The 23,845-nt window shown below is 46.6% G+C and carries 22 protein-coding genes; all 22 read right to left on the reverse strand.

Annotated features, from left to right (window positions below; all coding sequences use genetic code 11):
• Positions 1–5 precede the first annotated feature (5 nt).
• Positions 6–581, reverse strand: a complete 576-nt coding sequence (gene pgsA, locus PMI05_RS06910) for a CDP-diacylglycerol--glycerol-3-phosphate 3-phosphatidyltransferase (RefSeq protein ID WP_007719166.1) — start codon at positions 579–581, stop codon at positions 6–8.
• The gene (rimO, locus tag PMI05_RS06915) at positions 582–1,928 is read right to left on the reverse strand and encodes a 30S ribosomal protein S12 methylthiotransferase RimO (RefSeq protein WP_007719172.1); all 1,347 of its coding nucleotides are present in this window, start codon (positions 1,926–1,928) and stop codon (positions 582–584) included. It lies immediately after the preceding gene.
• 111 nt (positions 1,929–2,039) lie between these two features.
• Positions 2,040–2,939 carry a helix-turn-helix domain-containing protein gene (locus tag PMI05_RS06920; RefSeq protein WP_007719174.1) on the reverse strand — a complete coding sequence of 300 codons (900 nt, stop codon included), beginning with the start codon at positions 2,937–2,939 and terminating at the stop codon, positions 2,040–2,042.
• Between the two features lie 12 nt (positions 2,940–2,951).
• On the reverse strand, positions 2,952–3,731 hold the full coding sequence (locus PMI05_RS06925; RefSeq protein ID WP_007719176.1) for a YmfK family protein: 780 nt from the start codon (positions 3,729–3,731) through the stop codon (positions 2,952–2,954).
• Positions 3,732–3,839: 108 nt separating this feature from the next.
• Entirely contained in the window at positions 3,840–4,109 is a 270-nt protein-coding gene (locus PMI05_RS06930; protein WP_007719182.1) for a DUF3243 domain-containing protein, read from the reverse strand.
• Positions 4,110–4,209: 100 nt separating this feature from the next.
• Positions 4,210–4,947, reverse strand: a complete 738-nt coding sequence (ymfI, locus tag PMI05_RS06935; protein ID WP_007719184.1) for an elongation factor P 5-aminopentanone reductase — start codon at positions 4,945–4,947, stop codon at positions 4,210–4,212.
• A 7-nt stretch (positions 4,948–4,954) separates the two neighbouring features.
• Positions 4,955–6,247 (reverse strand): EF-P 5-aminopentanol modification-associated protein YfmH, encoded by a 1,293-nt coding sequence (yfmH, locus tag PMI05_RS06940; protein ID WP_007719193.1) that lies wholly within the window; start codon positions 6,245–6,247, stop codon positions 4,955–4,957.
• Position 6,248: 1 nt separating this feature from the next.
• Positions 6,249–7,544: an EF-P 5-aminopentanol modification-associated protein YfmF gene (yfmF, locus tag PMI05_RS06945; RefSeq protein ID WP_007719194.1), complete on the reverse strand. Its 1,296-nt coding sequence runs from the start codon at positions 7,542–7,544 to the stop codon at positions 6,249–6,251.
• Between the two features lie 209 nt (positions 7,545–7,753).
• A complete protein-coding gene (locus PMI05_RS30995; protein ID WP_007719195.1) occupies positions 7,754–7,909 on the reverse strand; it encodes a hypothetical protein in 156 nt (51 codons plus the stop codon).
• Positions 7,910–7,962: 53 nt separating this feature from the next.
• Positions 7,963–9,141: a stalk domain-containing protein gene (locus PMI05_RS06950; RefSeq protein ID WP_007719196.1), complete on the reverse strand. Its 1,179-nt coding sequence runs from the start codon at positions 9,139–9,141 to the stop codon at positions 7,963–7,965.
• A gap of 128 nt (positions 9,142–9,269) precedes the next feature.
• Positions 9,270–10,229: an ABC transporter permease gene (locus tag PMI05_RS06955; RefSeq protein WP_007719197.1), complete on the reverse strand. Its 960-nt coding sequence runs from the start codon at positions 10,227–10,229 to the stop codon at positions 9,270–9,272.
• Positions 10,229–11,302, reverse strand: a complete 1,074-nt coding sequence (locus tag PMI05_RS06960; protein WP_007719198.1) for an ABC transporter permease — start codon at positions 11,300–11,302, stop codon at positions 10,229–10,231. Before PMI05_RS06960 ends, PMI05_RS06955 begins: the two co-directional genes overlap by 1 nt.
• Entirely contained in the window at positions 11,295–12,836 is a 1,542-nt protein-coding gene (locus PMI05_RS06965) for an ABC transporter ATP-binding protein (RefSeq protein WP_007719199.1), read from the reverse strand. The genes PMI05_RS06960 and PMI05_RS06965 overlap by 8 nt, the downstream gene beginning before the upstream one ends.
• Before the next feature lie 93 nt (positions 12,837–12,929).
• Positions 12,930–13,976 (reverse strand): BMP family protein, encoded by a 1,047-nt coding sequence (locus PMI05_RS06970; RefSeq protein WP_007719201.1) that lies wholly within the window; start codon positions 13,974–13,976, stop codon positions 12,930–12,932.
• A gap of 57 nt (positions 13,977–14,033) precedes the next feature.
• Positions 14,034–14,759 (reverse strand): GntR family transcriptional regulator, encoded by a 726-nt coding sequence (locus PMI05_RS06975; RefSeq protein WP_017249274.1) that lies wholly within the window; start codon positions 14,757–14,759, stop codon positions 14,034–14,036.
• Positions 14,760–14,998: 239 nt separating this feature from the next.
• The gene (locus tag PMI05_RS06980; RefSeq protein ID WP_007719205.1) at positions 14,999–17,377 is read right to left on the reverse strand and encodes a DNA translocase FtsK; all 2,379 of its coding nucleotides are present in this window, start codon (positions 17,375–17,377) and stop codon (positions 14,999–15,001) included.
• Positions 17,378–17,598: 221 nt separating this feature from the next.
• Positions 17,599–17,829 (reverse strand): YlzJ-like family protein, encoded by a 231-nt coding sequence (locus tag PMI05_RS06985; RefSeq protein ID WP_007719207.1) that lies wholly within the window; start codon positions 17,827–17,829, stop codon positions 17,599–17,601.
• Positions 17,826–18,650 carry a ClpP family protease gene (locus tag PMI05_RS06990; RefSeq protein ID WP_007719208.1) on the reverse strand — a complete coding sequence of 275 codons (825 nt, stop codon included), beginning with the start codon at positions 18,648–18,650 and terminating at the stop codon, positions 17,826–17,828. Before PMI05_RS06990 ends, PMI05_RS06985 begins: the two co-directional genes overlap by 4 nt.
• Positions 18,651–18,773: 123 nt before the next feature.
• Positions 18,774–20,450, reverse strand: coding sequence for a ribonuclease J (locus PMI05_RS06995; protein ID WP_007719209.1), 1,677 nt, complete (start codon positions 20,448–20,450; stop codon positions 18,774–18,776).
• A 145-nt stretch (positions 20,451–20,595) separates the two neighbouring features.
• A complete protein-coding gene (gene dapA, locus PMI05_RS07000; protein ID WP_007719210.1) occupies positions 20,596–21,462 on the reverse strand; it encodes a 4-hydroxy-tetrahydrodipicolinate synthase in 867 nt (288 codons plus the stop codon).
• Between the two features lie 55 nt (positions 21,463–21,517).
• On the reverse strand, positions 21,518–22,744 hold the full coding sequence (gene dapG, locus PMI05_RS07005; protein ID WP_007719211.1) for an aspartate kinase: 1,227 nt from the start codon (positions 22,742–22,744) through the stop codon (positions 21,518–21,520).
• 11 nt (positions 22,745–22,755) lie between these two features.
• Complete coding sequence (locus PMI05_RS07010; protein WP_007719212.1) at positions 22,756–23,796, reverse strand: aspartate-semialdehyde dehydrogenase; 1,041 nt, start codon at positions 23,794–23,796, stop codon at positions 22,756–22,758.
• Positions 23,797–23,845: the final 49 nt, after the last annotated feature.

The following is a 23,845-nucleotide window of genomic DNA, read 5'->3' on the forward strand; positions in this document are numbered from 1 at the left end:
CCGCATTACGAGTATTGGATCACGTTACGATTTTTCGCAAAGTAGTCGTACCCGGAGTAAATCGTGATGATCACCATCGCCCAAGTAGCTACTTCGTCGAACGGAATACCGAAGAACCCAAATGGGAAGTTGCGAATCATGACAGCCGTAATTGCTACGATCTGCACCCATGTTTTCAGTTTACCCAATGCACTCGCAGCAATTACCTGTCCTTCTGCCGCAGCAACTAGCCGTAGACCCGTTACCGCAAACTCCCGGCTGATAATGACAATCGCAATCCACGCTTCCAGACGCTGCATCTCTACGAGTGAAATGAGTGCTGCAGATATCAACAGCTTATCAGCAAGCGGGTCCAGAAACTTCCCCAAGTTCGTCACGATTTTATTTTTCCGTGCAATATAACCGTCGAGTCCGTCCGTACTGGCTGCTAGGATAAACACCAAAGCCGCAATCAGCTCGTTATACGTCATCGTCAGGCTGCCAATCGTAAATGTCCCGATGTTGTAACGCACCAGCATAAAAAACATTACTACCGGCACCAGAAAAATCCTGGCGAGGGTGATGCGGTTGGCGAGATTCACCTAGACTACCTCCCCGGCTAAATCGTATTCATAGGAGTGTGTAATTTTTACTTTTACAATGGTGCCTAGTTCGCCTTTAAAACCAGTGACGAATACTTCACCATCGATTTCCGGAGCGTCATACTGTGTTCGACCTACATAAATATCGTTACGTCCTTCGTAACGTTCAATCAAAACTTCCAAGACTTGACCAACAAAGCGTCCGTTGCGATCTCCGGCTACTTCACGCTGAATTTCCATCAGCATGTTCGCACGTTTTTCCTTAACCTCTTCATCTACGTGGTCAGGCAGACGGGAAGCTGGAGTGTCATCCTCGTTGGAGTAAGTAAACACACCCAGTCGATCAAAGCGAATATCCTTCACAAACTCGCTCAGACGCTCGAAGTCTTCCTCTGTTTCCCCCGGGAATCCTACGATCAAAGAGGTACGCAGTGCCACATCTGGGACCTGCGCGCGAATTTTTGCTACCAGCGCACGAATGTCCGTCTGTCTTCCAGGGCGACGCATTCTTTTCAGAATATGGTCTTCGGAGTGCTGCAAAGGCATATCTACGTATTTGCACACTTTTGGATTGGTAGCAAAGGTGTGGATCAATTCATCGGTGAAAAATCCAGGGTATGCATAGTGAAGACGAATCCACTCGATGCCCTCGACTTCTGCCAGACGGTTTAAAAGTTCAGGAAGCATCAGTTTTCCATCGTAAATATCCGTACCGTAGTTCGTAGAATCTTGTGCGATCAGACTTACTTCTACGATACCTTGAGCAGCCAAATGACGCGCTTCTTCTACGATGGACTCGATTGTACGACTGCGGAATCCCCCACGCATCAAAGGAATCGAGCAAAACGTACAGGCGTTGTCGCAACCCTCGGCAATTTTAATATATGCGGTGTATGTGCCTTGTTTTACTTTCCGCTTCACTACATCTTCGTACGTAAAAATGGGATTTCCTACAAAAATCGGTCGCTTTCCCTCTAGAGATTCTTCGATAATACCTGTAATCGACATAAAATCGCCTGTTCCGACAATGCCGTCCACCTCAGGAATCTCATTCAAGATATCCTCTTTGTAACGTTGTGTGAGACAGCCTGCCACCACAAGCGATTTCAGTTTGCCGGATTCCTTCAATTCACCCATTTCCAGAATCTTGTTTACGGATTCTTCCTTGGCTGCATCGATGAAACCGCAGGTATTGACGATGACCACAGTTGCTTCTTCCGGGTTATCAACCAGTTCATAACCTTTTTCATCTATCAGATGGGCCATCATGTCCGAATCAACGAGATTCTTTTCACAGCCCAGCGTAACAATCGCTACTTTTTCACGCGTGCCTACCTTCTCTGTCATCTTTTTTCCTCCAATTGGTCACACCAACCCATATTACACCTATCCAGTATAATATAAGCCTAAAGGAAGTGTCAAAACAGAGAAAAGTAAGAAAGGCAAGCATATGCTTGCCTACTGGGTGACCGCCTCTTTTACTTTCATCGTAATATTGGACGGCATTGACTTCATTTTAGACGTGTCTACCAAGACTCCGTTAACCTTCAATTCCACTACAGTCGGTTTGCCCAAACGAATATAAGCGGATTTCCCCAGCTCAATCGTTTTTTCCTGATCCTTCTTAAGCGTGCCCTGCTCAACATAAGTTTTGCCTTTTCCTTCCGAAATACCAAACCAGCTTGTTTCTTCTTTCACCTTCAGATAAACCGTGATTTTTTCTCCACCTTGCAAGGAATAGTTATACATCGATCCTTGCTGCGATTCGAATGTGATGGTTGCCTGAGGAGTTTCCGTACCGGTCTCAGGTGGGTTAGTTCCTGTTTCAGGAGTCGGTGTGGTAATAGAAGGAGGCTTCGGTTGTTGAGCAATCGGGGATGTTGCCGCTCCACCACCATTGCCAGGCGTGACAATTTCAGCTCCAGGGTTAACTGCTCCACCCGGCACTGGCTGAGTCAACTGACCTCCGTTGTTGTTGACGACAGCGAAATAAATAACCCCAATAATCAAGGCAATAAATAATACGAGCAAGGTTTTGGTAACCCATCGCCCCGCTTGTAATGGATTGTTCGCTGAAGCAACTCGTCTGCGACGCAGTCGTTCTACTTGCTCTGTAGGTGGCTGGGCCGGCAAATCGGACTGAAAGTGATTCAGGATGTGGTTCGGGTCTAGACCGACAGCTTCCGCATAACTCTTTATAAATGCACGCGCGTAAAAGTGGCCAGGAAGTACGTGAAAATGACCCCTTTCAATGGCTTCCAAATATCGCCGCTGTATCTTGGTGATACGTTGGATGTCGTCGAGCGTGATTCCTTTTTCTTCGCGGGCCCTTTGTAGGACTTGACCTAGCTCAGACACAGCTGCCCCTCCTTAATTCATTTCGAAATTATCAAAGCCGCGATTGTTGATAAGCTCATATGTAATCTCTTCATCCGGATAATGACGCAGCTCAATAATGTAATGGAAATCATCAAGTTGGTACTCTGATTCCCTTACGAATATATCCGGATGCTCAATGATTTTTGCGGCAGGAAAGTTCATAATCTCCCGAAGCAAGGTGAAGTGCTTTTCTGTCGATCGCAGCGTTGAGACAATTCCATCTATCAAATATACATGATCAGTAGACATTTCATCAATGGCTAAGGAGCTACGCACCGTTTGACGCAACAACGTAGAGGAAATGAATGTCCAACGTTTATTGGCGGATACGCTGGCAGCAATCATGGATTCAGTCTTCCCTACGCGAGGCATGCCACGAATCCCGATGAGCTGGTGACCTTCCTTCTTCAGGATTTCTGCCATGAAATCGACCAGCAAGCCCAGCTCCTCACGAACAAAGCGAAACGTTTTTTTGTCCTCGCTATCCCGTTCAATATAGCGACCGTGGCGTACAGCCAATCGATCCAGCATGGTCGGGGGACGTAACCTCGTTATGGTTATGTTGTCCATTTTTTGCACAACGTTGCGCAAAACCTCCATTTTTTCATCATCATCGGTCAAGAGCAGCATACCTCGACGCATGGTATCCACACCATTGATCGTCACGATATTGATGTTCAACATCCCCAGAATAGAAGATACGTCCCCTAAGAGACCGGGACGGTTACGGGCAATCTCATACTCCATGTACCATTCTTTCTTCGCTTCCATATGCAATCCTCTCCGCCAACCAGAATTCTCTTCTTATGTAGTATATCACGTTCGTTTCATTCGACAATCGCGAAAAGAAAAATCCCCAAAAGTAGGGGATTTGAATGGCTAGCTGCCAGCGTTCGCGTTATTGCTATTCTGAACAAGCTTCACCATGAGTGATGCCAGCGCTTGTTGCTGCTGTTGATCACCTGCGTCCCACAGCTGTTTCAACAGACGCTCCTGATCGTTTTTCGGGTCTACTTGCTCAGACAGATAGCTACCAATTTGATAAGCTACATTTTGAAGCGTTTCGCTTTCCATCCCGGCTTGTTTCGCTTGGTCTACCCTATCTCCGAGAAACGCTTTCCAGTCGCTGAAATTGTCAAGAATCGACATAGGGAAATTCCCTCCTTTTGTACGTTGCGAACAGATTTGCTGCCCACACAAAAGGTAGAATTCCATCATTTCTCGTATTTTATTCATGCATACTTCTCTTCTATGTGTACCATCCACCGTTTGGACTAATTACTTGCCCCGTCACATAACTGGAGTCCGCCGAAAGCAAGAAGCGCACGACTGCGGCTACCTCATATGGTTGTCCGAGACGGTTGGCAGGTATTTCTTCCGCGATCATTTCCATTTCATCTGGAGCAAAGCGCTCCATCATTCCACCAGCAATAGCTCCAGGAGCAACTGCATTTACCGTAATTCCGTTTGGGGCCATTTCCTTTGCCAAGGCTTTGGTGAACGTATTGACTGCTCCTTTGGTCATGGAATACAACACCTCACATGAACCGCCTGTCAGTCCCCAAATGGAAGAAATGTTGACGATACGCCCATATCTTGCGCGCAGCATGGCCGGAACAGCCGCTTGGCAGACCAAAAAAGCGGATCGAACATTGAGTGCCATGAGCTCATCGAATTTCTCGACAGTCACATCCGTAAATAAGCCGACATCGTCCACTGATGCGTTGTTTACGATCAATAGTGGTGCAACCTGCATCTGAGCAAACATCCCTGCAATTTGCTGTGGATCCCGTAGATCAGCTTGGAGGATGCCGTACGGAACTCCCTGCTCTTGGCATTTTTGCACTAACGGCTCCATTTTTTCTATATTTCGATTGTAATGCAGATAAAGGGGAACCCCCGCATCAATCAGGTAGGCAGCGATCGCCTGCCCGATCTCTCCGGAAGCTCCCGTAATTAACGCCCACGGCGTCTCTTGCTTGAACATGAATACATTACTCCTGTGGCGAAGCGGAACGAACGATGGAAACAGCCATCTGCTCGATTAAAAAATGTTCCTTCAAACGTTTTTCCACATCTTCGCGTGTGATCGACTCCAAGGTCGGCACTACGGAAAACAGATCATTTCCGTTAAATTTGAAGCTGGTAAACTGGTTAGCGATAAACTCCACGGAGTTAAGAGAACGCAAGAAGTTTCCGATTTTTTTACGCTTCGCACGCTCAAAATCATCCTGGGCTATACCGTTTTGCTTCAACTGTTCGATTTCTGCTTTGATCGTTTCCACTAAACGCTCCGGATCAGGTGTATCTCCACCAATAATCGTATACGCATAATCCTGCTCGCTGCTGTAGTCAAAATCAAAGCTTTCCGTAATCAGCTCGCTGTCATACAAACGCTCATAGACACCGGAGCTTGTGCCGAACGCGATGTCCAATACCAGTTTAGTAGTCAACTCGCGTTTTAACAAGGCTTCCTTGGTTAGACCGTTTTCCTTTTCTTTGATTCCGATCAAGCATTTGGGCAGACCAACTGTTAGAAACGCTTCTACTTTCGCTTCCGCTGGAGCTGATGGCTCTTCTGGAAACACGCGCGTGATTTGAGGCGCAGGAGAAACCTCCTTTGCTCCCTGATTTTCACGAATGAGCTTCATGATCGCTTCTGGCTCGAAGGAACCCACGACCAATAGGAGCATATTGGCAGGATGGTAAAACGTTTCATAGCACTGGTACAAATATTCTTTTGTAATATGAGAGATCGTCTCGATCGTACCCGCAATCTCAATGTTAATCGGATACTTCTGGTACATGGCCTTAAGGAGGTTCATGTACACCTTCCAGTCAGGATTATCATCGTACATGGTGATTTCCTGGCCGATGATTCCTTTTTCCTTTTCTACACTGGCATCTGTAAAATACGGGTCCTGCACATAGTCGAGCAGCAGATTCAGATTGTCATCTAACTTATCTGTGCACGAGAACAAATATGCCGTACGATTGAAGCTCGTGAACGCGTTGCAGCTAGCCCCATTTTTACTGAATTCGTGCATGACATCCCGATCTTTTTTCTCAAACATTTTGTGCTCCAGAAAATGCGCAATGCCGTCGGGAACATTGATTTCTTCCCCGCTTCGAGTCCTGAAATGGCTATCTATGGAGCCATAGCGCGTAGTGAACACAGCGTATGTTTTGCTGAAGCCTTGTTTGGGAACCAAATAGACTTGCAATCCATTTTGGAGAGTTTCATGATATACCGTTTCATTCACTTGTTCAAAGACAGTGGTCTGCATCTTATGCCTCTCCCTTCTTGTCCCGTAGCAGATAAACCGTGTCGATCGTTACCTTGCTCGCTACTTTCTTGATATCCTCAATGGTCGCTTGGTTGATCCCCGCCAAAAGCTCTTCGATTTTTCGAGGACGTCCGCTAATCACACCGTTGTACGTAAATTCAATCATGCCGCGAGCACTGTCCAATAGTTCACGGAACTGGTTAGACAAAGTCGCGCGCGTCTGGCTCATTTCCTCATCCGATATGGTTCCTTGTTGCATCAGATCAAGCTGCTGCTTAATAATCTCAACTGCACGCTGATATTTGCTAACATCAATCCCGGACATAATCATGAGAATCCCTTTGTGGCTCTCTAGTCTGGATACGGCATAGTAAGCGAGACTCTCCTTTTCACGGACGTTGACAAACAGCTTGGAGTGAGGAAAACCGCCTAAAATCCCGTTGAATAGCAACAGCGTCGGGTAATCGTCATCCTTATAAGTGATCTGTGTGCGGCAGCCGATGTTGAGCTTTGCTTGGTTGACATCAAGTCGATCGATCACTTCGCGTTCAGCTGATACATCCTTCGCCGTCGATTCGATCTGCAGTTCTCCTGCTTGGGAGCGCTCCAACGGGATATGCTTGCGAATAGCCTCGCTTACTTCCTTCTGATCAACATCTCCCACCACGAACATATCGATCGGATTGGTCGTCGTTACTTCTTTAAAGTATTGATACAGCTCCTGACCGGTGATCTTCGGTAAATCCGCCACACGTCCTTGGACGAGAAGAGCGAATGGTTCTCCTTTACACATTTCTTCTGTAACGCGTTGGTTCGCATACTTCATTTTGTCGTCGATCAAACTCTCCATCCGTTTACGAAGCGTCTCTTTTTCCTGTGCCATGTACTTTTCGGAAAAAGCGTTGTCCTGTACATACGGTCTGACGAGCATATCTCCAACGAATTCGATTGCCTGCTCCAAAAGTGAGGCTTCATTGGACAAATATTTTTCATTCGGTACTTCCATGTAAATTTGCAGAATTTGCCGCTCGCCTTTTTTGGTGACATCTACATCAAAAATAGCACCATACAGAAAATCCAAATGCGCTCGCAACAGCTTCGTTTCCGGAAAACGTGCGCTGGCACGTTTCATGACCATCGCAAGCAATGCTGTTTTCGTTACGTGCTCCTCCGATAACGCCTGTTCAATCATCGTCACGATCGTCGTTGTCTTGAACTTTTCTGTTGGAAGGATATGTACGTTCATCCCATTGATTTGGGAGCTTTGAAATGCAATTTCGGTTGTAGAAGCAGTCATAGTTCAATCTCCCTTCTCCATCAGCTTACTCATACTCTTCTCTATTGTAACCAATTGTCAGGGCATCAAGCATCAGAATCTTCCATTATATATCCCAGTGCTTCATCCTATGCGCTCACGCAAGTCCTATAATACGCAAATCACAGCGCTTCCATTGTATAAAAAAAGAGCGAACGCCACCTTTTTACGAAGGGCGTTCACTCTTTTCCTTACATATCCATTGCATCCCAGTCTCGAGGATCATCCGAAGTGCTATGCTCTTCAACAAATCGACCGCAATCAGACGAGAGACAGAGCATGCCATCCAACTGCTCATCGTGAAAGGGTAAGCCGTGGCTTCCCCCACAGTACGGACAAGTCCACATACGAAGGGCCTCCTTTTATGCGTGAAGGTACTCCGTAGTAGTTTGTCCCAATATTAGAGGGGACTCTCCACTTTATTTTGCTCCCAAATCCGCAAGTAATCATACGGATCGATTGCATTTCCCGTGTTGTTACGATAGAGGCCAAAATGCAGGTGAGGTTCAAACATTCCCACTGTACCAGTTCCACCGTAGCCTGTATCTCCAACAAAACCGATCAGCTGTCCAGCTTTTATCGTTTTTCCTACATGCAATCCTGGTGCATACGCCTGCAAATGAGCGTAATACATCCGATATTGGCCATTCTCATCCGTAATGTTCACTCTCCAGCCACCATACGTATTCCAGCCCACTTTGTTGATCGTCCCATCGGATACCGAGTAAATCGGGGTTCCTTTCGGTGCCATAATGTCGATCCCCTCGTGACTACGGACACTGCCGTTATTCGTCTCGGTCCACTCTCGATCGGACCCGAAGCTATCCCCATACGGCTCATACCAACTATTATCGTGGAAAGGAAAACGAAATTGTTTCCCAACCAATTGGTCATCCGCAACTTTTGTGGCAATGGAATGCTCAGCTCTTTGTGCACCTTCTGGCAAAAATAAAATTTGGCCCACCAGTAACTCATCAGAAGAGAGATGGTTATTTTTCTGAATGGCACTCATGTTCGTGTCGTGGCGAGCTGCAATTTTTGATAAAGTATCACCCTGTTGAACTACATATGGATTCAAGGAGTATTTCACACTCGCAGCCTTGTCTTCCACAGGTTTGGATTGTATGTATGCAACGGCCGACGTCTCATCCCATTGAACTTGATAGCCAAATGCTTCGGAGATAAATCGGATCGGAACAAGCGTCCGCTTATTCACAATGATTGGAGAAACATCCATCTTCAAACGTTTTCCATCTACGTACGCTATCTGGCTGCCGATCGTAAGAGTTATATGCTTGCCTTTTTTGTTGAGTAATACTTTTTGCGTATTGGCATCGTAGCTTACTTCTGATCCTGTTGCCTCCGCTACTACCCGTATCGGAACGAGCATGCGCCCATTTTGATGGATTGGCGATACATCTGATTGGACTCCCATTCCATCAACAACGACAGAAATGACCGGTCCTGGCTCTTTTGCGGAAACCATTCCATCGGATCCTGCTATCATCAGGCAAAAAACAAAAGCGCCTAGAAGCCTGTTCCATCGATAACTGCTGTACTTATGTAGACAGCGGTTCATCTTTTTCCCTCCCCACAGACAATTTGCAAAAACGGATAGGACCGTTTTATGCGGACCGCAAGCAGTCACAAAAATTATCGCACAGGGGAAGTGACAGGTTCTAGACGCTAAATTTTGTCAACGAATGATTAACGCGATCCCGTATCGTAAGGTTTGCCGAGGGCCGCTGGAGCACTGGATCGTCCTACCAGACCAGCCATCACAAGAATCGTCAGTACGTACGGAAGCATGAAGATAAATTCAGTAGGAATGTAATTGGTCAATCCGAAGATTTGCACCAAAGACTTGATCGCTTGAGCGACACCAAAGAACAATGCTGCTCCCATCGCACCCATTGGATGCCATTTACCAAAGATCAAGGCCGCAATCGCGATAAACCCTTGTCCGGAAACCGTGTTATGGGAAAAGTTACTGGTTGTCGTCAAAGAAATGGTAGCTCCACCTAATGCAGCCAGCATACCACTGATCATAACAGCCGTGTAGCGCATTTTCTTAACATTGATCCCTACTGTATCAGCAGCACGCGGATGCTCACCAACTGAACGCAAGCGCAATCCGAATGGTGTCTTAAATACAACATACCAAGTAAGGAAAACGGCAATAAAAGCTAGATAGCTAGTAGGATACGCCTCAAAAATAGCATGTCCGATATACGGAATTTCACTCAATCCAGGAATACTGAATTTGTTAAACACATTGTTCAATGTTGTTGTCTGACCTGCTCCGTCGAAAATAATTTTGGTCAGGTAGATGGAAAGTCCAGCTGCCAAGAAGTTCAGGGCCACACCACTGACGGTCTGGTCCGCTTTAAATGTAACCGAAGCAACGGCATGCGGAAGTGCAAAAATAGAACCGGCAATCCCTGCTGCAATAAATCCAACCCACGGTGCCCAAGCACCCAGTGAATCTTGGAAAGCATAGGTCATTACGGCACCGGTAAAAGCACCGATAATCATCATACCTTCTAGCGCAATGTTCACGACACCAGAACGCTCAGAGTACAGTCCACCCAATGCGGCAAAAATCAAGGCAGTGGAAAACACGATGGTATCATGAACGAGGTTGCTAAGAATTAATCCCCAATCCATCAGTTTCCACCTTCCTTTTTCTTCATCAAGATCGGCTTAACGAAAATTTTCACGATGCCATGTGCAGCAACGAAGAAAATAACAGAAGCAATCACGACACGAATCAACTCAAACGGTACACCCGCACTAAACTGCATGCCGCTCGCACCGAAAGTGAGCACCCCAAACAATATGGCAGCAAGGATAACCCCGAATGGTGAATTTCCGCCAATCAATGCTACCGCGATTCCATCAAAGCCATAGCCCGTATGCTGCGTCATAATCGCTTGATAGTGGAATACGCCCAAAATCTCAGTAGCTCCACCAATCCCTGCAAACATACCACCAATGAACATAGCCTTTACAACATTACGATTCACGTTCATACCGGCATACTCAGAAGCATGCGGGTTCAAACCAACAGAACGCAATTCAAAACCAGATTTTGTTTTCCAAAGGATGATATAGAAGAAAATAGCTGCGAGTACGGCAATCAGTGTACCCCAGTGCAAACGAGCATTGTCAAACATTTCAGCGAGCCATCCAATAGTAATGATCGCAGAATCCTTTACCTCTTCAGATGTTTGTTTGCCTGCTGGAATAAAGAAAGCATTCATGACCCAGTTTGCAAAGTAAAGAGCTACCCAGTTCAACATGATGCTGGTAATAACCTCATTGACACCACGCGCTGCTTTCAAATAACCGGCAATGGCACCCCACAAACCACCTGCTACAGCACCTGCAAGGATAGCAAGTGGAGCATGAATGATAGCTGGAAGATCAAAAGAAACACCTACGACAGTAGAAGCAATCATCCCTACGATAAATTGACCTTCTGCCCCGATGTTAAAGAGACCTGTACGGAAAGCAAACGCTACAGCCAAACCTGTAAAGATCAAAGGCGTAATTTGACGAATCGTTTCACCAAAGTTATACGCGCTTCCAAATACTTTTTTAATCAAAGCCATATAGGCATCGATTGGATTAAATCCACCTGCCAGCATTGCAATTGCTCCAGTCAAAAGACCAAGAATGATCGCAACGGCAGGAACGAGAAACGATTCTTTCGTGAAGACCGCAATAATTCTATTCATCGTTTCCCCCTCCTTGCATTACTTTTCCGCCGGACATCATCAAGCCGAGCTCTTGCTCCGTTGTCGATTTTGCATCGACAATCCCCACAATAGCTCCCTCATAAATAACTGCAATCCGGTCGGACACATTGATGACCTCATCCAGCTCTAAGGAAAGCAAGAGAACCGCTTTTCCTTGATCTCGTTGATCAATCAGTCTGCGATGAATGAATTCGATAGCCCCTACGTCCAAGCCACGAGTAGGTTGAGCCGCAATCAGCAGATCCGGGTTCTTGTCCACTTCGCGGGCAATAATTGCCTTCTGTTGGTTTCCTCCCGAGAGCGCTCGTGCTGGCGTGTAAATACTCGGAGTCCGAACGTCGAATTCTTCGATAAGCTTGGCCGCATGCTTGTCAATGGCGCCATAATCAAGAAAACCGCCTTTGCAAAACGTTGGATGGAAATATGTTTCCAATACCATATTTTCACTCATGGTGAAATCAAGAACCAATCCACGTTTATGTCGGTCTTCTGGAATATGAGACAATCCTGATTCCGAGATGTTGCGCGGACTTTGATTCGTAATTTCTTTGCCATTAAGAAGGACACGCCCATTTGTTGCTTTACGCAAGCCAGTTAATACTTCAATCAGTTCACTTTGACCGTTTCCGTCGACTCCAGCAATTCCGAGAATTTCACCGGCCCGAACCTCTAAACTGAGATTGTTCAGTGCATTGACACCTCGGTTACCCATCGCAGTCAATTTTTCTACAGCCAAGATCGTTTCTTTTGGTTTTGCTTCCGTTTTATCCACGTGGAAGTTCACTTCACGACCAACCATTTTTGCAGCCAAGTCGTCTGGATTCGTATCTTTTACCAATACGGAGTCAATGACTTTTCCTCGACGAATGATCGTAACCGCGTCACATACAGCCATAATTTCTTTCAGCTTGTGTGTGATCAGAATAATCGTCTTACCTTCTTTTACCAAGTTATGCATAATCTCGATAAGTTCATGGATTTCCTGCGGCGTCAATACAGCCGTAGGTTCATCAAAAATCAAGATGTCCGCACCGCGATAAAGCGTTTTCAAAATCTCTACACGCTGTTGCATCCCTACTGAGATATCCTGAATCTTTGCTCTCGGATCAACTTTGAGCCCGTATTGATTCGACAGTTTTTCTACCGCTTTCTCAGCGCTTTGAATATCTATCTTCAACCCGTTTTTCGGTTCATTTCCTAGCACAATGTTTTCCGTGACTGTAAATGTTTCTACGAGCATAAAATGTTGGTGAACCATTCCGATACCAAGTTCGTTTGCAATCCTTGGACTGGTGATCTGTACAACTTTCTCGTTAATCAGAATTTCGCCTTCATCCGGCTGATATAGACCGAACAAGATATTCATGAGTGTGGACTTACCCGCGCCATTCTCTCCGAGCAGCGCATGAATTTCACCTTTACCTACGGACAGTGTAATACTGTCATTCGCAACAATGCCTGGGAACCGTTTTGTGATCCCTCTCATTTCAACCACTTTTTTTACCGAGTTCATGCATGCTCACCCCATTTTTTGGGTCTATTGTGAAGGTAAAGGACAAGGCCAGTAGCTCGAACCAGCCTTGTCCTTTTGCAGCTTCCCTAGTTTTTACTTGTCAGGTACTGTGATTTCGCCTTTAACGATTTTTTGCTTGTATTCTTCAACCAGCTTCAGTACGTCTTCAGGAACGTTTTTCGTGGAAGTGTCAGCCAGACCTACACCGTTTTCAGCCAGTCCGAGCCATTGTACTCCGCCTTTGAATTTATCCTCAGACAGGTCTTTCGCTACACGAATAACTGCTTCGTCAACACGTTTTACCATGGAAGTCAATGTGATCTCGTCGCCGAAAGTCAGGGATTGGTCTTTGTCAACACCGATTACCCATACGTTTTCGCCTTTAGCTTTACGATCTTTTGCTTCGTTGAACACACCGTCGCCTGTACCGCCGGAAGCGTGGAAGATGATGTCCACACCTTGACCGTACATGGAGGAAGCCGTAGATTTACCCATGTCTGGTTTATCAAAAGCACCCGTGTAAACTTTAACTACTTGAATGCTTGGATCAACAGCTTTTACACCCGCTTCGAAACCAAGATCAAAACGTTTGATTACCGGGATGTCAACGCCACCCACGAAACCAACCTTTTTCGTTTTGGTCATTTTCGCTGCAACTACCCCAGCGAGGAAGGAGCCTTCATGCTCTTTAAAGAGTACAGATGCTACGTTAGGAGCATCAACTTCAGCGTCGATGATCGCCAATTTTGCGTTTTTGTTTTCATCTGCTACTTTTTTCAGGTGGTCACCCATCAGGAAGCCGATACCCCAAGTCAGATCCCAACCGTCTTTTACGAATTGAGTCAGGTTTGGTACATAGTCAGCATCTGATTTTGATTGCAGATAGTTTACGTTTTCTTTCGGGAGATTCAAATCGGTTTGGAGTTTTTGCAGCCCTTCCCAAGCACTCTGGTTAAAGGAGTTGTCGTTTACACCGCCAACGTCTGTAACCATACCTACTTTGATAGCTTTAGCGGCTGGAGCGCCTCCATTGCTACCAGTTTGGCCTTGAGGCTGTGCTTCTGGTTTGCTTCCGCACCCAGCGAGAACGAGCGACAGGCTGAGTGTTGCCACAGAAAGCACGGATAGAACTTTCTTCATCTGAGATTACCCCCTGTTTTTAGTTGATGAAATTGTTGAGTGAGGTCGCCCCCACAGTTACAACCGTCTCCGTACGACATGAAAGTGAATTTTGTCAGCCCTGAAGTAATTATGGGAGTATAGCACTGGCTTTTCACTTTCGTCGTAATGAATCTGTTTGAGCAAGAGCATGGGAGCAGATTTATCGCAATGCAGCAGGTTGGAAACCTTTTCATTGTAGCCCATGGGTTCAATATCAGCTACTGCGTATGCGATCCTTACCCCTGTTACGCTCTCCAGCCATTTGAAGATAGACTCTCCACTTGCCGCATAGCCCCCGGGCACCAGATGTGCAGGAATGCGGTCCACACAATAAACCACAGGCTCACCGTCAGCCGTTCGAATTCGCTCTACTATGAGAACGCCTTCACCCGGATTTAAGGCCAGCCGCTTCCTCTCTTCTTCAGCAGATTCGCCAAAGGATGTTTTCAGGATCAAGGTTCCTGCCGTATATCCTTGACGCTCGATTGCATCCGTCACACTAAAGAGTTCCCCAATCCCGCCTGAAAAAACAGGCTTTGAATTAATAAAGGTACCTACACCGTGTCTACGAATGACAATCTTCTCTTCCTCAAGAAGTCGGAGTGCCTCGCGAAGCGTCGCCCTACTTACACCAAGCTGTTTGGATAGTTCGGCTTCAGAAGGGAGGCGTTCACCAGGACGAAGAAGTCCGGTTTCGATATCACTCTTGATCTTGTCCATTACCAAGAGAAACAGTGATCGAACATTCCCTTTGATGCTCATCATCATTCACTCCTGCTGTCCTTCAGCCATCCCAACAGGTAGGACGTCAGACCTCTGATTCGTATGAGACTTAATAACAACAATTTCCGTCAATCTCTTAAAAAGTTTACATGAGGGGCGAGTATCATGCAAGCCAAATATTTATGAATAATAATGCAAAATGATTAATTTCGACAGGGATTTTTCTACTAAAATAGGAAAAAAGACCCTGCCAATACAAAAGGTGGCAAGGTCTCTCTCTATGAAATATTACTTTCTATGGACGGACGTGGCAGACGAACCTCACGAGGCTTGCTTCCCTCATAAGGACCGACTATTCCTTGGGCTTCCATCATATCAATCAATCGTGCCGCTCGCGTATAACCGACACGGAGACGACGCTGCAACAAGGATGCCGATGCCGTCTGGGCTTCTGAAACGATTTGAACAGCTTGATCGTACAGTTCATCATCCACGACTGGCTGCTGTTCCTCCTGCACGTCACCCGGGATCATTTCTTCATTGTAGCGAACTTCTTGCTGTTCTTTCACAAAACGAACGACCTCTTCTACTTCCTTGTCAGATACAAAGGCTCCTTGAACACGAGTCGGCTTGGATGCCCCCATCGGAAGCGAAAGCATGTCCCCTCTTCCGAGAAGCTTTTCTGCTCCTCCCATATCCAGAATCGTTCTGGAGTCAGCCATCGAAGATACCCCAAAGGCAATGCGGGAAGGGATATTTGCCTTGATCACTCCCGTAATGACATCTACGGAAGGACGCTGCGTCGCGATGATTAGATGAATACCGGAAGCACGAGCCATTTGCGCAAGTCGACAAATCGCATCCTCCACTTCTCCCGGCGCTACCATCATCAAGTCCGCAAGCTCATCGACGATGACAACAATATAGGGAAGTGGCGTCCCTTCCACTTGCGCATTGTACATTTCTATATTGCGGCTCCCTGTTTTGGCAAACAAATTATAACGCCGCTCCATCTCGGACACGACCTTTTTCAATGCAACAGAAGCTCTTCTCGGGTCAGTAACAACAGGAGCCAACAAATGTGGAATTCCGTTGTACACATTCAGTTCCACCATTTTCGGGTCAACCATCATCAGCTTGACCTCTTCTGGTTTGGCCTTGAACAAAATACTCATGATCAATCCGTTAATGCATACTGATTTTCCGCTTCCCGTCGCACCCGCTACGAGCAAGTGGGGCATTTTGGTCAGATCTGCTACGATCGGCTCTCCGGAAATATCCCGGCCAAGAGCAACGGTGAGCTTCCCTGACGCATCTTGATACTCGGGAGCTTCCAATACTTCTCGCAGTGATACGACCGCTACCTCCGAGTTCGGAACCTCGATGCCGATGGCTGATTTTCCTGGGATTGGTGCCTCAATCCGGATATCTTTTGCCGCTAATGCCAAAGCAAGGTCATCCGTCAAGCTGACAATCCTGCTTACTTTTACTCCTGTAGCAGGCTGAACTTCATAGCGTGTAACAGCTGGTCCGCGATGTACTTCGGAAACCGTTGCATTGACCCCAAAGCTCTTCAGTGTCTGCACTAATTTTGCCGCATTTGAGGTATGATCGACGTCTTTACCTGTTGAACTCGCTTTTGGCCTTGCGAGCATTTGCAGACTTGGGAGCTCATACGGTATAGTGTTCTGTTCTTCTTCAGTATCTAGTGTACCGAAGATTTCCTCTTCTCCTTCGAGCGCAAACGTAATTTCCTGATTCGTTTTCGGTTGTGCAGCTCTCGCTTGATGACTAGGATCAACCTTTTCCTCATCCTCATCCAATGCAATGCGATCCGTAAAATCACGTATTAACGGGGCGTTTGGTTTCTGGACTTCTTCCTCCTGAATAGCAGGCTGTGGATGAGATTTTTGCTCTTTCAACGCAGTAACTGCAATGGCCTCGTTCTCTGCTTCCGATTGCTTTTGCTTGCGAGCCTCTTCGGCTTCCTTTGCATCTTTCTTTCGCTTCTCGTTCTCTTCCTGCAAAAGCTGTACAGAGTCCTTCACTGTATCTTTCGCCTTTCCGTAAAACATAGCGAGCTTGTCCTTGGCAAACATCAAAATGTTTACATAAGAAAGATTGAACAGAAACATCAGTCCCACAAGGAAAAGGAAAACAATCACGAGACCAGTACCAATTGTTCCAACAAGACCATTGGTTATGGCAAAAAACAGGGCACCGATCATTCCTCCGCCTACCCCGGTGGTGGACACTTTCTGACCATGATCGAGCCAAATTCTGTCCCATGTAACCTTAATGATGCTTTGCTCTGCAAATTTTCCATCTGCGGTAATTTGTTTGTATAGAATCATGTGATCCCAGGTCAAAATCGCCACACCAATGAGAGCTATCCCTAAGACGCGGTAAGTAAGCTTCGGTGACTTTCTCGTAAACATCATATGTATGGCCATACCGATTAGCAGAACAGGAATAATGAAATCCCATGAACCCGCAATAAACCGAAATAGTAGCGCCAGTACATTTTTGCCCAGCCATCCACTCTCCAAAAGCCCGATCAAGGACAGCACGATGATGAGAAGTCCCAGCAGCTCTATTTTGACAACTGAGGCCAATGCCGCTTGTGAACGCTCTTTTTTTCTCCTACTCAATGGCACGCCTCCTCCTCGTTATTACACTCGTTATGTACCGTAATGGTAAGAAAACCTCTATCGAGGCCTTTTCAACGTAGAGCGACCGCGTTTTAGCGGAAAGTTTCCATGCGCTCCGGAATTTATTTTATAAATTCCTATTCGTTAAAAAGGCAGCCGTCGCGTGTTCGGCTGCTGTTCGTACATCACTAGTATAACACAGGAAATTCATAGAAATACAGGACTTCTTAGGCGAGCCACTCAGGATGAAACTGAATTTTTTGTCCGGGTGCGTACTGCTCCTTCAGGTAGTCTTGCGGATCTGGACTAATCAGCCTGACGATTTTTCCTTCAAACGGTCCGGTTAGCTCAATGAGCATCGTGGCATGCCCCACCGCGATCTCTTTCAGCTCTTGTTTCTCCACTTGCTCCATGTTCTCAAAAACCGTTTCCATTGGAATGATGGAGTATAAGATCATTGGAGTACACTCTCCTCGCCCTTTTGCGCTTTGATCAGTTCGTTCAGCTTTTTCAGCGCACTTCCAAGGCCGCCGACTTCATCAATCAAACCGTATTTAACCGCATCCACGCCAATCACATTGGTTCCGATGTCTCGTGTCAATTCACCGGTTCGGGTCATGAGCTCACGGAACTTTTTTTCTGTGACATTGGAGTGTCGGGAAATGAAGCTAACTACACGATCTTGCATTTTATCCAAGTACTCAAACGTTTGTGGCACACCAATCACAAGACCCGTCAAGCGGATCGGGTGGATCGTCATTGTAGCGGTTTCTGCAATAAACGAGTACGAACCCGCTACAGCGATTGGCACACCAATACTATGACCACCGCCGAGTACGAGTGTAACTACCGGTTTGGATAAGGACGATACCATTTCTGCAATCGCCAAGCCCGCTTCCACATCCCCACCAACCGTATTCAAAATAACGAGCACGCCCTCTATTTTGCTGTTTTGTTCTGCCGCAACCAATTGAGGGATGAGGTGCTCGTATTTGGTCGTCTTATTTTGAGGAGGAAGCTGAATATGCCCTTCTACTTGTCCGATAATGGTCATACAATAAATATTGCTTTCGAGCTGTGGGACGTTTGTCTGACCCAATTGCGTAATGGAATCGAGCAGTTTTTTCTTCGGATCTTCTTGTGCAGGTGCTTCAGATGGCGGCGAAGCAGCAGGCTCCTGATCATCAGTTGGCGATTGTGGCTGGGATTCCTTACTATTTACCTCTGTGTTTGCAAACGGCGGCCTATTTAAAAAATCGTTAAATTGTTGATTCGGCATGGATGATCCTCCCTCACTTTCCTCTGTAGTATGGATAAGGGGAAGAAAAATCATGCGCCCACAAAGCCAAAAAAAGCCAGAAACCCTTCTTCGAAAGGGTTTCCAGCTCTTTATCAAGTGATCCTACACTTCCATGATAATCGGCAAGATCATTGGACGTCTGCGCGTTTGCTCGTACAGATAACGGCCTAATGACTCTTTTACGTTATTTTTCAGTGAAGACCATTCATTCACATTTTCTTCCATGCATTTGACAAGTGTTTGGGTCACTATGCGATTTGCCTCATCCAGCAACTCTTCGGATTCACGCACGTAGACGAAACCGCGAGAAATGATATCTGGACCTGACAAAATCGTGCCATTTTGTTTGCTGAGTGTAACGACAACTACCAGTATGCCATCTTGTGACAGTAATTTGCGATCTCTAAGCACGATGTTTCCTACATCACCAACGCCCAAGCCGTCAATCAAAACGTTGCCAGCATGGACTTTTCCACCGTAACGGGCCTTGCCCCCTGAGAATTCAACTGTATCGCCGTTATCCAGCAAGAACGTGTTTTCTTCAGGAATGCCAACCTGTTCAGCAAGTAAGGCATGCGTTTTCAACATGCGATATTCACCGTGAACAGGAATAAAGTACTTAGGCTTCATTAGGTTGAGCATCAGGCGCAATTCTTCTTGGCTACCATGACCGGAGACGTGGACGGTTCCGTTAGGTCCATGGCCACCATAAATGACATCTGCACCAATGCGCGATAATTGATCAATTGTACGCGCCACGTATTTTTCATTCCCTGGAATGGGAGTCGCTGCAATAATAACTGTATCTCCTGGAAGGATGTCAATTTTCCGATGGGCGGATCGGGCCATCCGAGTAAGCGCGGACATAGGCTCTCCTTGGCTTCCAGTTGATAAAATAGCGACTTGTTCAGCAGGCAATTTGTTGATTTCATCGATCTCAACAATCAAGCCCTCAGGGACCAACAAGTACCCTAAGTCTCTGCTGATATTAATAACATTTTGCATGCTCCGGCCGACAACCGTCAATTTACGGTTGAACTGTGCTGCAGCGTCCACCACTTGTTGAATGCGGTGAACATTTGATGCAAACGTAGAAACAACAATACGTCCAGATGCTTTGCTGAACACATCCATAAGTGCTTTGCCCACTGAGCGTTCCGATCCGGTAAATCCAGGCCGTTCTGCATTCGTACTGTCAGAGAGCAAGCACAAAACGCCTCTGTCACCGATCATCGCCATTTTTGCCAAATCAGCTACCTGATTGTTAACAGGTGTTTGATCGAACTTGAAGTCTCCTGTATGAACGATGTAACCTTCTGGCGTATCCAGGCATACCCCTACACAATCCGGAATGCTGTGGTTTACGCGGAAAAAGGTCGCCTTCATCTTTCCGAGAACGACTTCCGAGTCGCTGTTGATCAATACGCGTTTTGTTTCGTTTAGGATGCCCGCTTCTTTTAACTTTGCATCAATTAAACCAAGGGTAAGTTTTGTCGCATAAACCGGGACTTTCAAATGCTTCAGCACGTAGCTGAGGCCGCCGATGTGGTCTTCATGTCCATGCGTAATAATAATACCCCGAACCTTGTCGCGATGTTCCTCCAAGTAGGTGATATCCGGAATAACCATATCAATCCCCAGCATTTCCTCTTCTGGGAACTTCAAACCGGCATCAATCACTACGATGTCGTCACCGCTTTGTACCACGTACATATTCTTCCCAATTTCGCCGACTCCGCCCAAGGCGAAAACGAGAACAGAGTGATTCGATTTTGCCAAAACGTGTAACCTCCTATATTTAGTTGTCATGTCCACTCAAAAAAACCGCCCCAAATCACTTGTTCTTATTATACCCGAAGTGAAATCATGAACACAAGGAAAAAGAGCCATCCCAGGCAGGAATGGCTCTTTTTCTTCTATGGAGTTAAACAAGCAGGGAATACACAAATGCTTTTTCTTGTTCGTTCAGCTCGACTAAAGGCAGTCGAACGCCCCCAACTTGAACGCCGAGCTTTTCTAAAGCGACCTTGGTCGGTCCTGGGCTCGGGTAGGCAAACAGGCCTTCAAAAATCGGCAACAGCTTGCGATGGAGTCTTGCGGCCTCCGTAAAGTTACCGGCAAAAAAGGCGTCCATCATGTCTGTCATTGGGCGACCAGCTACGTGACTCGCCACACTGACAATGCCCACTCCCCCGATAGACAGGATCGGCAAGGTTAAGCCATCATCACCACTGTACAGCTCAAAGCCTTCCGGAGCATGTTCAATGATTTGCGACATCTGCGACAAATTGCCGGAGGCTTCCTTGATGCAGACTACATTAGGCAGCTCCGCCAAACGAAGTGTCGTTTCAGCAGTCATATTGACAACGGATCTTCCTGGCACATTATATAGCATCACGGGTAGCTCGGTCGCTTCCGATAATGCCTTGAAGTGTGCGTAAAGCCCTTCCTGTGATGGCTTGCTGTAATAAGGAGCAACCACCATGACAGCGTCTACCCCAGTGGATTGTGCAGCTTGGGTGAACTCAATGCTTGATGCTGTATCATTACTGCCTGTTCCTGCAATGATGTGGCATCTTCCTTTTGCGTAGGAAACCACATGACGGAAAAGATCGAGCTTCTCCTTACGGGATAAAGTCGGTGATTCACCCGTGGTACCACTTAGTACGATTCCAGTTGTACCATTTGCAATCAAATGGTCAATCAGTCGCTCTGTTTTATCGTAATCGACCTGTAGCTGCTCATTAAAAGGCGTTACCATAGCGGTAACCAGTCGACCAAAACGTGCCACTACCTTTCCAACTCCTCTTATCGTGATCAGTAGGTATTAAAGTCAGGATATGTTCTTACATATGTTGAACATGCAGGTTGAACTGCTGATGCAGCGCACGAACAGCCTTCACCATATCCATTTCATGCACGAGTACCCAGATGGTTGTATGGGAGTCTGCCGATTGAAGAATTTGAATGTCTTCTTGCGTAAGTGCCTCCACGATCCGCGCCATTACGCCCGGCACGCCCGTCATCCCTGCACCAATCACGGACACTTTTGCACAATGTGGCAAAAGCTGCGGCTCGTATCCCATTTCCGTTAACAGACGAGCAGCTTTTTCTCCCATTTCATCATGGACCGTGTAAGCAACACCCATTGGGTTCACATTGATGAAATCTACACTGATGTTATTGGTTGCCATCGTTTTGAAGACTTGAAGCTGTGTATCGTAAGACCCTTCTTTGTTCGCGACCTTGATCTGGGTGATGTTCGGTACATGAGCAATTCCCATGACGACTCTGTCGTGTACAGTGTAGCCCAGTTTCCCGATCTCCAGCATAGTCGTAACAAGTGTACCGGGGTCGTCCGAAAACGTAGAGCGAACACGAATCGGCACGTTTGCGTGCATCGCGATCTCCACCGCTCTAGGATGAATAACTTTTGCACCCAGGTGAGCCATGTTGCAAATCTCCGTGTAGGTCACCATACCAAGCCGCTGCGCTTCTTCGACGATACGCGGGTCTGCCGTCATGATGCCTTCCACGTCGGTGAAAATATCCACCGTTTCAGCCTTCAAGGCGACACCGAGAGCGGTTGCAGTCGTATCGCTTCCGCCCCGCCCCAGTGTCGTAATTTCCCACTCGGCTGTACGTCCCTGAAATCCTGGAACGATCACAACTTGACTTCCCTGCAAGTCCTGCAAAATACGACTAGGATCGATCGACATGATTTGTGCATTCGTAAAGTCGTCGCTCGTCACAATATTTGCCTGACCGCCTGTCAAAATCTTTGCTTTAATTCCTCGTGCATTCAGCATGCTGCACATGACTGTTGCAGAGATGATTTCTCCGGTATGCATCAGCATATCCGTTTCTCGACTTGGCAGTTGGTTCCCATTACCACGAACCAACTGCAAGAGTGTATCAGTTGCGTATGGATCACCTTTGCGACCCATCGCTGATACGACAACGACGAGGGCATAGCCCTCATCAATTGCTTTTTCCATATGGTAGATTGCCCGCATCCGGCAATCCTCCGTCGTCAAGGAAGAACCACCGAACTTCTGGACGAGAATCTTCACTAACCTCTCCCCTATACTCTTGCTTTTATGAGTTCTTCAGCGATTTGTACTGTATTCCATGCTGCACCCTTGAGAAGATTGTCAGAAACGATCCACATATGCAGTCCACGAGGATGATGGAGATCACGACGCACCCGGCCCACGAATACTTCCAGTTTGCCTGTTGCATCAGTAGCGAGTGGATACTGCTGTTCCTCCGGTACATCTACTAACACGATACCAGGAGCGTTTTTCAGCAGGGCCTTTACTTCTGCCAGATCGTAATCCTGTTTCAGCTCTACATATACCGACTCGCTATGGCCGTAGACCACTGGAATACGTACGCAAGTAGCTGAAACAAGTACAGTGTCATCACCGAAGATTTTTTTGGTCTCATTGATCATTTTCATTTCTTCATAAGTAAAACCATTGTCGGTGAACACATCAATCTGCGGAATCGCGTTGTACGCAATCTGATGATGTACAGGCAATTTGCCTACGGGAAGTACGTTACACTGCGGTTCTTTACCATCCAAAATGTCTCGACTCTGGTCGAGCAATTCATTGATCGCAGATTGACCTGCACCAGATACTGCCTGGTAAGTAGAAACGATGATTCGGTCTATACCAAAACGATCATACAGGGGTTTTAGAGCGGCAACCATCTGAATCGTAGAGCAATTCGGATTCGCAATGATTCCATTATGAGCGAGCGCAGCATCCATGTTTACTTCTGGCACAACGAGAGGAACATCCGGGTCCATCCGGAATGCGCTGGTATTGTCAATGACAACTGCACCATGACGCACTGCGTGATGAGCCAGTTCCTTGCTGACCGATCCACCAGCACTAAACAAGGCAAAATCAACCCCTGCAAAACTGTCTGGAGTCGCCTCTTCCAGTACAATTTCTTGCCCCTTGAAGGTGACTGTTTTTCCTGCAGAACGTCCAGAAGCAAGCAGCTTAAGCTGTTTGATTGGGAAGTTGCGCTTTTCTAATAGTTGAATCATCTGCTGTCCGACTGCACCAGTCGCACCGACTACAGCAACATTGAAAGTCAGTTGGTTTGCCATCTCTTACTCTCCTCCTAATCGCGAAAAAGCAGGTTAATTGTTTATTCTG

It is taken from the genome of Brevibacillus sp. BC25 (genome assembly GCF_000282075.1).
Classification (GTDB): domain Bacteria; phylum Bacillota; class Bacilli; order Brevibacillales; family Brevibacillaceae; genus Brevibacillus.